The sequence below is a fragment of the Dyella caseinilytica genome (assembly GCF_016865235.1).
Lineage (GTDB): Bacteria > Pseudomonadota > Gammaproteobacteria > Xanthomonadales > Rhodanobacteraceae > Dyella_B > Dyella_B caseinilytica.
In genome coordinates this window covers 2580842-2595589 of record NZ_CP064030.1, presented here as the reverse complement: position 1 = coordinate 2595589, position 14748 = coordinate 2580842, and the positions used below count along the sequence as shown (strand labels likewise).

Below are 14748 nucleotides of genomic sequence, written 5' to 3'. Positions count from 1 at the left end.
GAGAAAGAGTGTGCTGACTCTTAACGATTTGGTGTCAAACTTTTCAAATGTCAGGGACCTTGGTGACGGAATTATCGGTTTTAGGGATGTGTTGCCGAAAGTTACATATTATTACTATTTGAAATTTGCTGACTCTAACATAGGGCAGTGTGATTTTCTGGTTGTGTCAGAGAATATAGAGGATGATGGTTTCGCCGCCTTTGTTCTCGGCAGCGCCGCGAATAGTTTTGACAAAAACAAGCTGGTTTTGTCTGGTCTTTCCGGGAATGGTCGAGGGTTTACCGATTTTTTGATGGCGCCACCTGAGTTTCATTCTTACTTTAAAGGTCGCCTTGATGCAAAGAGAGGTAATCTCGTATTGCGTCTTCCAATATTTAGATCTGAATTTTCTGGAAATGAAACAATTGATGAATTTTATTATTTAAGAAAAAATATAGTTCCAACTCTTGATTGGGATCGAAGTGTTTGTCCAAAAATAAGAATTAGATTTGACAATCCTAAATCTCGAAGTGGAACAGGAGATGATTACATACTTGAAAAATATGATTTTGTCGAGAAAGAAGTCGATAACTTGGAGGGTGTTTTTGATGGTTATATGGAAATTGTAAACTATAAGGATATTGTGGTTGAGATTATTTCGAAGGGTGATGGCATTTTTTCTCTAATTAGAAATAGAGATGATACTAATTTTGAATTGTTTGAAAATGCCAAACTTAAGGCATGGCTTTGGTCTTTCTTGACAGGTAATTGAGAGACTGAGGTCAGGCTGACGCTGAAGCGTCCTCGTTCTTTCGAGTCAATCGGAAGTAGGGGTTATCGGGTATGGAAATGCTGGATCGGGATTGGGGGGCATTGGGATCGGCTGTGGCGGGCGAGGGAGCTTCGCCACTTGCGCTGTCACCGGAAGATTTTACTTCCAGTCTGTACACGGCGTTGCAGCTTGCCTCATGGGATGTCGTAGCGCTTAACGATCTGGGCAATCAGCTGTTCCATGCGGGCGCTTTCGCCCATGCTGCCTCTTGCTACGCCGTGGCAGCGCAGGATGCCCGCGCCCTGGGTGCACAAGTAAATCTGGGGCGCTGCGAAATTCGCTTGGGGCGGGGTGATGTTGCCGAATTGCGTGCGCGCGACTTGATCAGTCAGCATCCGCAGCGGTTCGTGGGCTGGCAGCTACTCAGCGAGTCGCTGATCGCACAGCACCGGATGATGGAAGCAAAAGAAGCAGCGGAACGCGCGGTGGAACTGTCCGGCGGAGATGCGGCGCTAGCCCGTGACTGGGCCGAGTTGGCGGTACGCTGTAAGGATCCGGATGCCGCAGCACGTGGTTTTCGGCTTGTATGGGAGCAGCATCCCGACGATTTTGGCAGCCTGGGGCAGCTGGTTTTCTATCTGCGCTGCCTGTGCCAATGGCAAGACCTGGATGCCTTGAGTTCGCGGCTGCTGAAGGCGCTGGACGAAGAGTTTGCGGTGCTGCCGCCGTTTGACCTGTTGGCCGAGCAGGCTACGGCAGCGCAACAAGCTTTGTGCGCACAGCGGCAGGCGGAACATATCAAGCGGTTGGTCGAATGCCAGCCTATCGAGCGGATCGCTATATCCGAACCCGTGGTACCTCGCTTGCGGGTAGGCTTTGTTTCTCAAGGTTTTGGCCGTCATCCAACATCGATTCTGACATCGGCGCTATTCGAGCAGTTACGCGATTCCCAGTTGGAAGTGCATTTGTTTTCCACCCGCGATGATGGTGGTAAATCGCGCGAACGCTTGGTTGCCGCTGCTCATGCCTTTCACGAGCTTCCGAGCGTGCCGCAAAGCGAGATAGCAGCACGTATCCAGGCGGAGGGTGTCGAAATATTGGTGGATCTGGATGGTTATTCGAGGGTAAGGCTGCCGGAGGTGTTTGCATATCGTCCCGCTCCAGTGCAAGTGAACTGGCTGGCTTATCCTGGCACAAGCGGTGCCGATTACATGGATTACATCATTGCCGATCGCTTTGTGCTGCCGCCGTCTTTGCAGCCGCATTTCACAGAAAAAGTCGTTTATTTGCCGCGGTGCTATCAGAGTTCCGATCCCACACGGATCGTAGGTGATCCTCCTTCGCGCGAAGCTTGTGGATTGCCCGCAAGCGGCGTGGTCTTTGCGTGTTTCAATGTCAGCTTCAAACTCAATCCGCGCAGTGTTTTGCGCATGCTGCAGGTGTTGGCGGCGGTGCCGGGAAGCGTGCTCTGGCTACTGGAGCCTGGCAGTGGAGGGGCGCAGCGATTGCGCGAGCAGGCCGAGCTTATGGGGGTTGCTCCATCAAGATTGATCTTTATGCAGAAGTTGCCGCACAAGGCTTATCTTGCGCGTTACCGGCATGTGGACCTGTTTCTCGATACGGAAGATTACAACGCCCATACCGTTGCTTCTGATGCCTTGTGGGCAGGATGTCCGGTGCTCACCAGACCGGGTGACACATTTGCGAGTCGGGTGGCTGGCAGCTTGAATCACCACCTTGGTATGTCGGAAATGAATGCGGAAGACGATGCGGCGTTTGTCATGAAGGCCGTGCGTTATGGACGCGATGCAGCGTACCGATCGAGGATCAAAGTAAAGCTTGCCGGGCAGCGTTCGAGATCACCTTTGTTCGACATAAAGGGGTTTGCACGGGACTTTGAAGACGTTCTGCTGCAAATGGCCTCACATCGGCGAGCTGGCAAATCCCCAGTCACTTTTGAAAACTATAGAAGTGGTTAGTGCAATAACGATTGCGATAGATTGTCGCAAAAGAAGCCGTTATGTCCGCGAATGTGCACTGCTGTCCGGGAAAAAATTAGCCGGTAGCCGGTAGGACGAGAAGTGTTGCGAGACTCGGTCTGTGGAGTTGTCGCGTCAAGTAACCATTCGTAGCCTTTCGGCATGATCTCCCTCTATGTCTCCTCACCGTCGTCCCGGCGAAAGCCGGGACCCAGCGCCTTTCAACCTCGCCTAAGCGTGACGTCAAAAGTCAAAGTCACTGGGTCCCGGCTTTCGCCGGGACGACGGTGAGGCATGTTAATGGCGTCGGCTTCGAGGTAAGCCTCTTCCCGAGATTCGACGCCAACCAGATCAAGCTTTGCGCAGATCTGTCATCAAATCCATGAAGCGCTGCTGCAAGTTAGGGTCCGCATCGAGCGTTTTGCCGATCGCATCCACCACCGGCAGGAACTGGGAATCCATGCGGAAGTCACCGCCAAATTCCCACAGCAGAATTTCGCGCAATACCTGACTTCTAGCCTGCAACATCGATTGTGTATCGGAGAGGTCGGTTTCAGCGGCAAGCTCGTGTAGACGACTGCGCAAGGCTTGCACATCGTGCTTGGCTATTACTGGGATCTGCCCGTCTTTGGGGATGGATTTTCCTGCTGGCGTACCGCGCTGCACATCCTGTGTGCGATCGCGTGCGAGTGCACGCAAGGTTTCAAGCAACGACGACGATGGGGTAATGCGATCGGTGCCCATGTAACGGTATCCATTGGCTCAACTTGGCGGCGAACAAGGTGGAGTGTAGCCCGATTTTTACTTTAATCACGTCTTCTTCACATGTATGAATGAGCTCGGGTGCAAGATGTTCAGGTCATTGAGAAGCGAGCGATTTCAATGAGTTCCATCAAAATTTGCTCGCTAAGAATTTGCGATTTTGTCGTATGTTTATGCACTATTCGGTGTTATCGAAATCGCGTGAGAAGTTTGTTGACAGTCGGTGAAATTCGACTCTAGATTAATTGCACAACGCCTTTGATTTGCGTCAAGTGCGGTGTAAGGGGCAGCGCAAGACAAGCGCGAAGGACCAAACGACACGTTTCATCGTCGTACGGAAGCTACAGGGATTAACAGGGGGCGCGCGGGCATATTGTCCGTGCGCAAGGAGTAGTAGCCGTGGAGTGGGATGCAGTACTGGCAGAGTCCTGCTTGGTCTCTGCTGTGTGTCTTATCGGGGATTTGTCGAAAAAGTTTAGGGGGGCGCTGTGAATCGCGCATCCCAGTTGTCCGTGCTCGCCGATGGCGATCCCGGAAATTCGATTCTGCTGTGCGATCTGCTCGACGAATGGCTCTCGGCTGGAAACGTCGAGCAGGCATCCGCGCGGCTGATTACGGCTCCTCGTGCATTGCGTGAATTGCCTGGTGTGCGCTTCAGGGAGGCGCGTTGCGCGCTGTTGCGTGGTGATGCCGCCATGGCTATTGGATTGCTGAAACCGCTGTTAGCGGACATGCAGGATGTTCCGTTCGGCGTTGTGCATGACCTGGCCTACGCGCAGCTCCTGGAAGGCAAGCCGGTGGATGCGCTGGAAACCTTGAGTCATGCACAAGCGCAAGGCGAAGAAGTTGTTGCCTGCTCTTTGCTGAAGGCAAGGATTCTTCATCGCCAGAAGCAACTGGAAGCGGCGCTTGAAGTGCTTGCGCCCATTGATGGCGGAGCGCGCTTGTCTGAAGTGCAAGGTATGCGCGCTTTGCTCTGGCTGGATATCGGCGACACGGTTCGCGCTTCGGCAGAGGCGGAGCGCGCGTTGACGGCCGATCCCGATCAACACGAAGCTGGCATCGTGCGTGGCACGGTGGCTTTGTGGTCTCAGCAGGTACAGGAATCCACTGCGGTGTTTGAGCGTGTGCTCGCCAAGCATCCTGAATCAGGTCGCGCATTGTTTGGCCTTGGTCAGGACGTGATGCTGCGTGGCGATGTGCCGGGAGCACGCGCGCTGTTGGAGTGCGCGTCGGGATACATGCCTGATCACATCGGCACTTGGCATACGTTAGCCTGGTGCCAGTTGATGCAAGGCGATCTTGCCGGCGCCAAGCACAGCTTCGATAAGGCCTTTGCGCTGGACCGTACCTTCGGTGAAACCCACGGTGGTTTCGCGCTGGTCCATGCGCTGCGCGGTGAGCGCAAAGAGGCGGAGGAATCGATCAAGCGCGCCACGCGACTGGATCCACAAGGACGTTCGGCCCGTTACGCCCAAAGTGTATTGCTGTTGGATGAGGGACGCGTCGAGGAGGCGCGCGCCATCATCGATAACATCATCACGCGCACACCTGGGTTAGGTGTCGTTTCGGCAGATTTCATTTTCAGGCTTCGTGAATTGGTGCGTCCGAGGGGGTAGGCATGGATAGCGATACCGCGATGCATCTGTTGTCGGAGACATTGCTGACAGCAGCGAAGGTTTCCGCACCGATTCTGTTGGCTACGCTCGTGATCGGCGTGGTGATCTCCATTTTGCAAGTAGTGACGCAGATCCAGGAGATGACGCTGACCTTTATTCCGAAGCTGATTACCGTCGTAGCGATGTTCCTGATGACCGGCGCCTGGATGATGGCGGTGGTAGTGGAATTTTCGAAGCGCTTGTTTGGTCTTATTGCAGGGATGTAACAGGGTGGGAGCTGTCGATCCGCTAATCGGAGCGTTTTTGCTGGCCATGGCGAGGTTTGCACCTTTGCTGATGGTGCCGGCATTCACGCCATTTAATTGGGCGCCGGCAACGGTGCGCATGTGTGTGCTGTTGGCGCTGACCATGATGGCAGTCGGCGTGAGCCCCGTTCCAGCAGTGCGTCTGGATCCAGATAATCCTTTGCCTCTGCTCTTGGCGATGGCAGCGGAGTGCGTGCTCGGTTTTACGTTGAGCCTGGCAGTGTTTTTGCCCATTGCGGCGCTGGGTTTTTCCGCGCGTGTATTGGACATGCAGTCTGGCGTTGCCGCTGCCAGCCTGCTCAATCCGGCTACTCACGCCTCGGAAGCGCTGGCTGGGACAGTCGTGCAATGGGCCGGAATGCTTGTGTTCTTTTCGCTCGGTCTGCATTTGCTGTTGCTGCAAGGGATGGTTGAGTCCGTCAAGCTCGTGCCGCTCGGCAGTGGTCGCTTGCTGGTGACGCCGGAGATGTTTCTCGCCAGGCTTTCCTCACAGTTTTTGCTTGGGCTGATGGTGTCAGCTCCTGCCATGTTGGGATTGTTCGCTATCGATCTGGCCGTGGCCTATGCGAGCCGCTCGATGCCACAAGCCAACATGTATTTCGTCTCGCTGCCCATCAAAGTGATGGCCGGTATTGTCCTTTTGGCAGGATCGTTGCGTTATGCGCCACCGTTGATCGAGCGCATGTATCGCGATGCTTTTGTGGTGCTACCGGTGCCGGGAGTGCATTGATGGCTACCGACGACCAGAGTAAGACCGAACAACCCACGCCATTCCGCTTGCAAGAAGCGCGCGAGAAGGGGCAGGTGCCGCGCAGTACGGACATGAGCGGCGTCATCGTGCTAATCGTTTTCAGCGTGGCGCTTGCGGCGGCTTCCTATAATGTCGCTGCGGCACTGGCGCGCTCGATGAGCCGCACGCTTCTGATGGCTGGAAACGCGCCGGCACCATCGGTGAGTTTGTTCTATTGGCTGCAGCGAACTTTTCATCCCGCGTGGCAAGCCATACTGCCGATCGTCATGGCCATGCTGGTGGCAGCGGTGGTCGGCAATCTGATGCAAACCGGCCCCGTCTTCAGCACGGACCCGCTGAAGCCGGACTTCAGCCGCCTCAATCCCGCACAGGGCGCCAAGCGTCTATTTTCGCTGCGTCTGTTGTGGGAGCTATTCAAGCTCACTCTGAAGTTGGGTGTACTGGGTGGCTTGGCGTGGGTGCTGGCAGGAAACATTGGGCAAAAGGTACAGGCGGCAGCTTTTGCCGCGCCATCCAGCGTGGGCATGTTGCTGCGTTCGACCTATATCCAGGTCACGACGTGGATGCTTTGTCTGCTCGGGTTGATTGCATTGCTCGATCTGCTATTCACGCGGCGCGACTACATTCGCAAATTGCGTATGAGCCGGAGCGATATCAAGGATGAGCACAAGCGCCGTGAAGGCGATCCGGATATCCGGCAGAAGCGTCGCCGGCTGATGGCCGAATTGCTCAAGCATTCGCGCTCTGTCCGGCGTGTGTCGGAGGCAGATGTGTTGTTGACCAATCCCACCCATCTGGCCATAGCCCTGAAATATCGGCCTAAGACAATGCGTTCGCCTGTGGTGCTATCAAAAGGTAGCGACGCGGTCGCAGCACGTATGCGCATGCTGGCTGCGCAATCGGGCGTGCCTTGTCTTCGCTCACCAGAGCTGGCGCGTGCGCTGTACCGCGAGTGCAAGATCGACCGCGCTGTTCCTGCTCATTTGTACAAACCTTTGGCGCCTATTTATCGCTGGCTTATGAAGCGTCCCGGCAACAGGATTTTCTCTTGAATACGCAGAGCCCCGTCATAGTCTCTCCGTGGCCCGCGCTGGGATCTGTTTGCGTGCAAGGCAAGGAAGAACGAGTGAGGTGTATGTCGATACATAAACGAGTGATGACGCAGGCGTGCGGGCAAACAGACCCAGCGCGGGCCACGGAGAGACCATGACGGGGCTCTTTGGCCAACTTTGGACGGGCAAGCGCGACGTGATTCTCGTGCTTGGGATGATCTGCATTCTGGTCATCCTGTTCACGCCGATTCCAGGGGCGTTGCTCGATTTTCTGCTGGTGCTCAATTTCACTGCGGCGCTACTGGTGCTGTTGATCACTTTCTTTACCGATACGCCGCTCGCCTTCTCGACTTTCCCGTCGTTGTTGCTGATTACGACCCTGTTTCGACTGGCGCTCAACATCTCCGCTACACGCCTGATTTTGGACAAGGGCAACGCCGGGCGCGTCATCAATGCGATCGGTTCTTACGTCGTTGGCGGCAACTATGTCATTGGCCTGGTTGTCTTCCTGATCCTGGTTGTCGTGCAGTATGTGGTGGTGACCAACGGTGCGCAGCGTGTTGCCGAAGTGGCGGCACGTTTCACGCTGGACAGCATGCCCGGCAAGCAGATGAGCATCGACGCCGACATGAACATGGGTCTCATTGACGAGCATGAGGCCAAGCGTCGGCGCAGCCATGTCGAAAAGGAAGCCAGCTTCTACGGCGCCATGGATGGTGCGACCAAGTTCGTCAAGGGTGATGCCATTGCCGGCATCATGATTATCTTGATCGATATCATCGGTGGCCTTACGGTCGGCATGGTGCAGAAAGGGCTTCCCTGGACGGAGTCCGTGCATCGCTACACGCTTCTGACCGTGGGCGATGGCATCGTCACGCAGATTCCTTCGCTGGTGATTGCCGTGGCGACCGGCATCATCATCACACGCGCAGCGACGGACGCACAATTGGGCACGGAAATCGCCAGACAGGTGCTTTCCAGTTCGCGTACCTTGCTGATCGTTTCGCTGGCGTTGGCCGGATTGCTGGTGTTGCCGGGCCTACCGGCATGGCCGGTGCTGTTGGTGCTAGTGGGCGTCGCGACGTTGACCTTCTTCGCTTCCCGTTCCGGTACTCCGGTTGCTGAGAAGAAAGAGGACGCATCCGAGCCACTGGCAAAGCGCGAAGAGGAAGACCTCTATCGCATGTTGTCTATCGAACCCGTCGAAGTTCATCTCGGCAGCAGTATTGCCGCCACCTATAAGGCGAGAAATCTCGACCTGGGCGACCGCATCAGCACTTTCCGCAAGCAGTTCGCCATGGACTTCGGTTTCATCCTGCCAAAGGTCAAGCTCGTACAGGGATCGCCGCTGGCAGAGGATGCCTATGAAATCCAGGTGCAAGGATCCCGGGTCGGTCGAGGTGAGCTGCGCTTTGATGCCTTGCTGGCGATCAACCCAGGTGGGAAGCGGCCCAAGCTGGAAGGGCGTGAAACGCGTGATCCCGCCTATGGCTTGCCGGCTCAGTGGATCAGTCCTGACCAGCGCCAGTACGCGCGCGGCGCAGGTTACACGCTGGTCGATCCGGAAACGGTACTGATTACGCATTTGGGTGAAGTCACCAAGCGACACGCACCAGAATTGCTGACCCGCGCGGAGACCGAACGGTTGGTCGCGCGTGTGCGTGAGCAGCAGGCCTCGCTGGTCGATGAATTGATTCCGGGTGTGATGTCGTACACCGATGTGCAGAAGGTGCTGCAACAGTTGCTGCGCGAGCAGGTGAGCATCCGCAATGTCGAGACCATTCTTGAAGTGCTGGTCGATGCTGGCAAAACCCACAAGCAGACCGAGGATCTGGTCGAGCGCGTGCGCGAACGCCTGGGGCCGTCCATCTGTCAGCGCGTCAGTAACGCCCAGGGCGAACTGCATGTGCTGACTCTGGCGCCGGAACTGGAACGTTCCATCGTTACCGCTATCCGCCAGCGCGAAGGCGCTGCCGGTGGCCTGATTGCGGATCTGGCACAGCTCGAAGCACTGCTGAGCGGCTTGGCCAAGCAATCCGAAGCCATGATGGCGCGCAGCCATCTGCCGGTGCTGCTGTGTCCCAGTGTTGTGCGCCGTCATCTGCGCGCATTGATTCAACGCAGCCTACCGCACGTCACCGTGCTGGGCATCAACGAAGTGCCTTCAACCGTAATGGTGAAGGCGTTTGGCACTGTCACCGCATCCACCGCCGCCGCTGCATAAGGAGGGATCTGCTTGAGCAACATCATTCCCGGTATCGCGCGTTATCTCAGCAACGATGTCGACGCGCTCGACGTGCTGAGCCAGAACGTCGCCAATATGCGCACGGCGGGTTATCGCGCCGAGCGTCTGGCGACGGATTTCAAGACCGGTCTGCTGGAGAACACGCCGACCCTTGATCTGGCCGATGGCAGTCTGTCCACCACCGGGCATCCGCTGGACCTTGCGATTCGTGGAACGGGTTTCTTTGCGGTGGATGTCAATGGCCAGACCATGCTGACACGTAACGGCCAGTTCCATATCGATGCGGATCAGCAGTTGGTGGATTCAGCCGGCAATCCGGTGCTGGGTCAATCCGGGCCGATCACGCTCAATCACGCCAACGTGCATATCGATGCCAGCGGCGCTATCACTGATGGCAGCGACAACGTGGACACGTTGCGCATTGTGAATGTCGACAAGGCCAGCGCCCTGCGTGACATGGGTGACGGGCTGTACAGCTTCAAAGGCAATGACAGCGGCCAGTTCATCGGCCGTATCCAGCAGGGTGCGCTGGAGCAATCCAATGTGGATCCGGGTGAGGAAATGGTGCGCCTGATGGCGCTGTCGCGTCATGCGCAATCGGTGCAGCGCGCGATCCAGGCGTATGACGCCACCTTGCAGGAAGGTATCAATCATATCGGCGACAACTCTTAAGGACGCAATCCCATGATCGACGCTCTCTATATCGCCACGTCCGGCCTGCAAGCTACGCAGAGCCAGATCGACACCTTGTCGAACAACCTTTCCAACATGCAGACGCCGGGCTTCAAGTCGCAGCGGACAAATTTCGGTGATATCGCGGTAATCACGCCGTCCCAGGTGCAGGCGGGCCTCACGCCCAGCCAGACCGGCGCGGGCACCGAAGTGTTATCCACCAGTTCCGTGTTCTCGCAAGGAACCATGAATCAGACTGGCAATACCTGGGATATCGGCATCCAGGGCGAGGGGTTCCTGGAAGTCGTCGACTCCAACGGCAATCATCTGTACACCCGCGATGGTCAGCTGCATGTGGACAGTGACGGTTATCTGGCGACTGCCGACGGCAGCCGCGTGACGCCGGACATCCAGATACCGCCCGATGCCAGCAACATCACGATCAACCAGAATGGCCAGATCTACGGGCAAGTGGGTGGCAGCACCAGCCAGACGCTGTTGGGTACTTTTGAGTTGAGCACATTTCCGTCGCCGGAGGGCTTGCAGTCAGTCGGCAGCAATAACTACGTGCCGACGCAAGCGTCGGGTGATCCGAGTTCGGGTAAGCCGAACGATAGCGGCGTGGGCGCCATCCTGCAGGGTTCATTGGAAAGCTCCAACGTCGATATGGTCAGCGAAATGGCGACGCTGGTGATTGCGCAGCGTGCTTATCAGCTCAATGCACGCGTGTTGCAGGCGTCGGACCAGATTCTCGACACCATCAATAACCTGCGACAGTAATCATGCGACGACTGCTGCCCGCCGTCCTGTTGCTCGTGTTTTCGCTGTATGCATCGGCATCGCCGACGCTGCAGACGATCGCGTCTGCGCGCATTGTGGACATCGCACGCGCAGAACTGGATGCCTGTCTCGGCGACGACAAGGCGGTGGCGCAGGTTGATGTCGTGGGCAAACCCGAAGACGTGCAGGTGTTGTCCGGCGGGCTTGTGATCAAGGCGCGTAAGCCCGAAGGCCGCTGGCCGCGAGCGAGGGTCGGCATGCCCGTGGATATCAGCGTGAATGGTCAGGTCGTGCGCTCGGCGACGGTCTGGTTTGCCGTGAGCGTGCATCACGACATCCCGGGCTATGCAGCCGACGCTGCCATGGGCACGGTCGCTTCCACATTGAAATTCACACCGCACGATGCGGATATCGCGATGCTGCAGAGTGCTGTCGTGACCGATCCCAGTCAGATCAATGGCATGCGTTTACGTCATGCGGTGTTGGCTGGTAGTCCGGTCTTGCTCGAGGATTTTGAGCGCATTCCCGATGTCGACCGTCAGCAGCGCGTCGATGTCATGGCCAGCTACGGCGTCATCAAGTTACAGGCCAAGGGCACGGCGATCGGTCGCGGCAACACCGGCGATACCGTGCTGGTGTTGGTCGATGGTGCCGAAACCCCCGTGCATGCGCGCGTTACCGACAAGGGAGTAGTGCAAGTTGTCGATTAGATCTTTACTGATGACCGTCCTGATCCTGGCCAGCGTCGGCATGACTGCGCATGCGCAGACTTCCGATGGTTCCATGATCGATCCGGACAACTACCGCGGGCTCGCAGCCGACCGCCGTGCGCATCAGGTTGGTGACACGCTGACGGTGCTCGTCACCGAAACCGCGCGTGCTACGGCAAGCGCCAACACCGATGCCAGCGGTGGCGTGCAGCTCGGTGCGAATACGCAGAACCGTAACGGTACCCATAACTATGGTCTTGGCCTCAACGGAGACGATAACGGGCAGGGCAACACCACGCGTGCCGGTACCTTGCAGGCAGAGCTCGCCGTGCGCGTAGTGGCGGTGGAAGCCGATGGCCAGCTGCGTATCCATGGCGACCAAAGCGTGGAAATCAACGGCGAGAAGCAGCAGTTCGCGCTTACCGGACTGGTGCGCGCAGAGGACATCTCCGCCAACAACACCATTCTTTCCAATCGCATCAGCGAGGCTGACATTCATTACACCGGCAAGGGGGACATTTCCACTGCCCAACGCCACAGCATCCTTTATCGCATCACACGCTGGCTGGGGCTGATATGAAACGTGTTCTCGTCGCACTGTTGTTGACCTTGCTTGCCAGCCCGCTTGCACTGGCACAGGGCAACAGCGTCCGTTTGAAAGAGATTGCCCGTGTGCAAGGCGTGCGGGACAACGCGCTGGTTGGCTACGGCCTGGTGATCGGTCTGGCCGGAACCGGCGATACCAATAAAAACCGTCTGACTGTGCAATCGGTCGCCAATACCTTGAGCCACTTCGGGGTAAATATCGGTCCTGACGATCTGAACAGCCGCAATGTCGCTGCGGTAATGGTGACGGCCACCTTGCCGGCGTTTGCGGAATCTGGCCAGAAGATGGACGTGTCAGTGTCTTCGCTTGGCGATGCGCGCAGCTTGAGCGGTGGCATCTTGCTGCTCACGCCGCTGAACGGTCCGGACGGAAAGCTCTACGCACTGGCGCAGGGCGCTTTGTCGGTAGGCGGCTACGAAGTCAGCGCATTCGGTAGCATGGAGCAGAAGAATCACCCGACTGTGGGTCGCGTACCGGATGGGGCGACCGTGGAGCGCGAAGCACCGATCGGTCTTGGCGAAGACGGGCGCACGCTTGACGTCGTGCTGTATCAACCGGATTTCACGACGGCCGAACGTATTGCCGAATCACTACGCCGCAATGCCGGTGTAACGGCGGTGGCCGAACATGCTGGCAAGGTGCGTGTGACCTTTACCGCTCCACCGCTGGACCTGGTGCAAACGATCTCGATGATCGAAAACGTGCCGGTGACGCCCGACCAGGTCGCGCGCGTCGTGGTCAACGAGCGTACGGGCACGGTCGTTTCGGGCGGCGATGTTCGCCTGGGCGCAGTGACTATTTCACAGGGTGATCTGCGCATCCAGGTACAGACCGACTATCTCGTCTCGCAGCCTGATGGTGTGCTGGTCAACCCCTCGCGCAACATCGGTACAGCAGTGGTGCCGCAGGCCAATATCAACGTGCAGGATCCTGAAGCGAAGCTGGTGACCATACCCAACGGTGCCACCGTATCGGATTTGATCGCCGCGCTACGCGCGATCCATCTGACCACGCGCGATGTCATCACCATTCTGCAATCAATCAAGGACGCCGGCGCGTTGCGCGGCGAGCTGGTGATTCAATGAGGAAGCTTAGAGCTTGCCTATGGCCTGGGCGTGGCCCGCGCTGGGATCTGTTTGCCAGTCGGGCAAGGAGGAACGAAGGCGTGTATGTCGATACACAACTGAGTGAGGACACCACCCGGCGGGCAAACAGACCCAGCCCTTCGGGTTGCCACGGAGCGGCCGCCATGCGGCAGCGCGTGGCTTGGCATGACGGCCAGTCAAGCGCTGCGCCACACACTACCACCTGGCGACCGCTTCGTGACGACGCGGGCAACGCCCAGACCATAGGCAGGCTCTTATGGATTTGACTACCGAAGCCCTGCGGCTCGGCATCAGCATGGCCCGCATCCGCGCCGAAGTGGCGAGTACCAATATCGCCAACGTCGATGTGGCGGGCTACCGGCCGCAACGCGCCGATTTCGCCCAGGCCACTGGCCTGCTGCGTGAAGCTGCGGATCAATCGGGAACGGATGTGGACAGCTTGCAGGCGATTACTCCGCACACGCTGGGCGAATCTGTGCGCGCGGCCGATCCGGATCTGAATGCACCGGTCAATCTGGATGATGAGGTAGCGGAGCTGGAAACCTCCAGCGTGGATTTTCAATCGCTGACGACCGTGATGTCGCGGCGCTTTGCACTGATGCAACTGGCCTTGGCCGGGAGGGATTGAACATGGTCGTGGACCAGATTTTTACTGCTACACGCTTTGGCCTTGAATACGAGCGGCTTCGTCTTGAAGCGGCCAGTCACAACATTGCCATTGCCAACACACCCAATCAGGCAGGCCATCCTGCGCGTTTGATGCATGTCAGTGCACCTTATGCCGCAAGCTTCGACGCCATGCTGGGTGAAACCGGGCACAGCGTACCTTCCGATCCGGTGATGCTGGCCACCGACGCGGGTGTGCGCGAAGAGCACGATCCTTCCGATCCGGCTGCCGACAAGAACGGCATGGTCAGTTATCCGCGCGTCGACATGGCCTCCGAGATGAGCACGTTGATGGATGCCAGTCGTGCGTATGAAGCGAATGTCCGCGCCTTCAACACGCTGCGCGGCATGGCTTTGCACGCGCTCGACCTGGGAGGTGACTCGTGAACGTCATGCCTGTTGAAGGTGCCTCGGCAGCCATCGAGATCAAACCGATTGATATTCCGGAAACCCGGATGGATGAGGTCGGTCAGGGCAGCCAAGGTTTTATCCAGATGTTGGGTTCGCAGGTCAACGAGCTCAACGGCAGCCTCGATCAGGCCGATCAGGCTGCACGCGCACTGGCAGCTGGAGAGGATGTGCCCGTGCACGATGTGATGATTGCCATGGAGCATGCGCGTCTTAAGTTGCAGATGGCGGTGGAAGTGCGCAACCGGGTCGTCGACGCCTATCAGAACCTTACCAATATGCAGCTTTAACGCCGCAATAGGTAATGACGGGAATCGCAACAGGGGAATATCGGA

16 protein-coding genes are annotated in these 14748 nt (G+C 57.3%); 15 read left to right on the top strand and 1 reads right to left on the bottom strand.

Translation table 11 applies throughout. The features are described 5' to 3' along the window. Positions 1-10 precede the first annotated feature (10 nt). Entirely contained in the window at positions 11-751 is a 741-nt protein-coding gene (locus ISN74_RS11240) for a hypothetical protein (protein WP_188801314.1), read from the top strand. A 71-nt stretch (positions 752-822) separates the two neighbouring features. Next, positions 823-2730: an O-linked N-acetylglucosamine transferase, SPINDLY family protein gene (locus tag ISN74_RS11235; RefSeq protein WP_229679408.1), complete on the top strand. Its 1908-nt coding sequence runs from the start codon at positions 823-825 to the stop codon at positions 2728-2730. A 351-nt stretch (positions 2731-3081) separates the two neighbouring features. Here ISN74_RS11235 and ISN74_RS11230 read toward each other — a convergent pair whose 3' ends face one another. Next, on the bottom strand, positions 3082-3474 hold the full coding sequence (locus ISN74_RS11230; protein ID WP_188801316.1) for a hypothetical protein: 393 nt from the start codon (positions 3472-3474) through the stop codon (positions 3082-3084). A 506-nt stretch (positions 3475-3980) separates the two neighbouring features. Here ISN74_RS11230 and ISN74_RS11225 point away from each other — a divergent pair. From ISN74_RS11225 to fliE, 13 genes are all read left to right on the top strand, one after another. Beyond that, the gene (locus ISN74_RS11225) at positions 3981-5111 is read left to right on the top strand and encodes a tetratricopeptide repeat protein (RefSeq protein WP_188801318.1); all 1131 of its coding nucleotides are present in this window, start codon (positions 3981-3983) and stop codon (positions 5109-5111) included. A gap of 2 nt (positions 5112-5113) precedes the next feature. After that, complete coding sequence (locus ISN74_RS11220; protein ID WP_188801320.1) at positions 5114-5377, top strand: flagellar biosynthetic protein FliQ; 264 nt, start codon at positions 5114-5116, stop codon at positions 5375-5377. Between the two features lie 4 nt (positions 5378-5381). Further along, positions 5382-6146, top strand: a complete 765-nt coding sequence (locus ISN74_RS11215; protein WP_229679409.1) for a flagellar biosynthetic protein FliR — start codon at positions 5382-5384, stop codon at positions 6144-6146. After that, a complete protein-coding gene (locus ISN74_RS11210) occupies positions 6146-7219 on the top strand; it encodes an EscU/YscU/HrcU family type III secretion system export apparatus switch protein (RefSeq protein WP_188801323.1) in 1074 nt (357 codons plus the stop codon). The genes ISN74_RS11215 and ISN74_RS11210 overlap by 1 nt, the downstream gene beginning before the upstream one ends. 154 nt (positions 7220-7373) lie before the next feature. Continuing rightward, a complete protein-coding gene (locus ISN74_RS11205; RefSeq protein WP_188801325.1) occupies positions 7374-9443 on the top strand; it encodes a flagellar biosynthesis protein FlhA in 2070 nt (689 codons plus the stop codon). A gap of 12 nt (positions 9444-9455) precedes the next feature. Continuing rightward, positions 9456-10136: a flagellar hook-basal body protein gene (locus ISN74_RS11200; protein WP_188801327.1), complete on the top strand. Its 681-nt coding sequence runs from the start codon at positions 9456-9458 to the stop codon at positions 10134-10136. Between the two features lie 12 nt (positions 10137-10148). Then, complete coding sequence (flgG, locus tag ISN74_RS11195; protein ID WP_188801329.1) at positions 10149-10916, top strand: flagellar basal-body rod protein FlgG; 768 nt, start codon at positions 10149-10151, stop codon at positions 10914-10916. A 2-nt stretch (positions 10917-10918) separates the two neighbouring features. Beyond that, positions 10919-11626: a flagellar basal body P-ring formation chaperone FlgA gene (flgA, locus tag ISN74_RS11190; RefSeq protein ID WP_188801332.1), complete on the top strand. Its 708-nt coding sequence runs from the start codon at positions 10919-10921 to the stop codon at positions 11624-11626. 10 nt (positions 11627-11636) lie between these two features. Then, complete coding sequence (locus tag ISN74_RS11185; protein ID WP_188801333.1) at positions 11637-12206, top strand: flagellar basal body L-ring protein FlgH; 570 nt, start codon at positions 11637-11639, stop codon at positions 12204-12206. Continuing rightward, positions 12203-13318 (top strand): flagellar basal body P-ring protein FlgI, encoded by a 1116-nt coding sequence (locus tag ISN74_RS11180; protein WP_188801335.1) that lies wholly within the window; start codon positions 12203-12205, stop codon positions 13316-13318. The genes ISN74_RS11185 and ISN74_RS11180 overlap by 4 nt, the downstream gene beginning before the upstream one ends. Positions 13319-13595: 277 nt before the next feature. Then, positions 13596-13967, top strand: a complete 372-nt coding sequence (locus ISN74_RS11175) for a flagellar basal body rod protein FlgB (RefSeq protein ID WP_188801336.1) — start codon at positions 13596-13598, stop codon at positions 13965-13967. A 2-nt stretch (positions 13968-13969) separates the two neighbouring features. Then, entirely contained in the window at positions 13970-14392 is a 423-nt protein-coding gene (locus ISN74_RS11170) for a flagellar basal body rod protein FlgC (protein WP_188801339.1), read from the top strand. Between the two features lie 5 nt (positions 14393-14397). Beyond that, positions 14398-14703, top strand: coding sequence for a flagellar hook-basal body complex protein FliE (gene fliE / locus ISN74_RS11165; RefSeq protein ID WP_229679411.1), 306 nt, complete (start codon positions 14398-14400; stop codon positions 14701-14703). The last annotated feature ends 45 nt before the right edge of the window (positions 14704-14748 follow it).

Coding starts and splice junctions, on each gene's coding strand:
- ISN74_RS11235 (WP_229679408.1), top strand. CDS start 823: ATGGAAATGCTGGATCGGGATTGGGGGGCATTGGGATCGGCTGTGGCG.
- ISN74_RS11230 (WP_188801316.1), bottom strand. CDS start 3,474: ATGGGCACCGATCGCATTACCCCATCGTCGTCGTTGCTTGAAACCTTG.
- ISN74_RS11220 (WP_188801320.1), top strand. CDS start 5,114: ATGGATAGCGATACCGCGATGCATCTGTTGTCGGAGACATTGCTGACA.
- ISN74_RS11210 (WP_188801323.1), top strand. CDS start 6,146: ATGGCTACCGACGACCAGAGTAAGACCGAACAACCCACGCCATTCCGC.
- ISN74_RS11205 (WP_188801325.1), top strand. CDS start 7,374: ATGACGGGGCTCTTTGGCCAACTTTGGACGGGCAAGCGCGACGTGATT.
- flgG (WP_188801329.1), top strand. CDS start 10,149: ATGATCGACGCTCTCTATATCGCCACGTCCGGCCTGCAAGCTACGCAG.
- flgA (WP_188801332.1), top strand. CDS start 10,919: ATGCGACGACTGCTGCCCGCCGTCCTGTTGCTCGTGTTTTCGCTGTAT.
- ISN74_RS11185 (WP_188801333.1), top strand. CDS start 11,637: ATGACCGTCCTGATCCTGGCCAGCGTCGGCATGACTGCGCATGCGCAG.
- ISN74_RS11180 (WP_188801335.1), top strand. CDS start 12,203: ATGAAACGTGTTCTCGTCGCACTGTTGTTGACCTTGCTTGCCAGCCCG.
- ISN74_RS11175 (WP_188801336.1), top strand. CDS start 13,596: ATGGATTTGACTACCGAAGCCCTGCGGCTCGGCATCAGCATGGCCCGC.
- ISN74_RS11170 (WP_188801339.1), top strand. CDS start 13,970: ATGGTCGTGGACCAGATTTTTACTGCTACACGCTTTGGCCTTGAATAC.
- fliE (WP_229679411.1), top strand. CDS start 14,398: ATGCCTGTTGAAGGTGCCTCGGCAGCCATCGAGATCAAACCGATTGAT.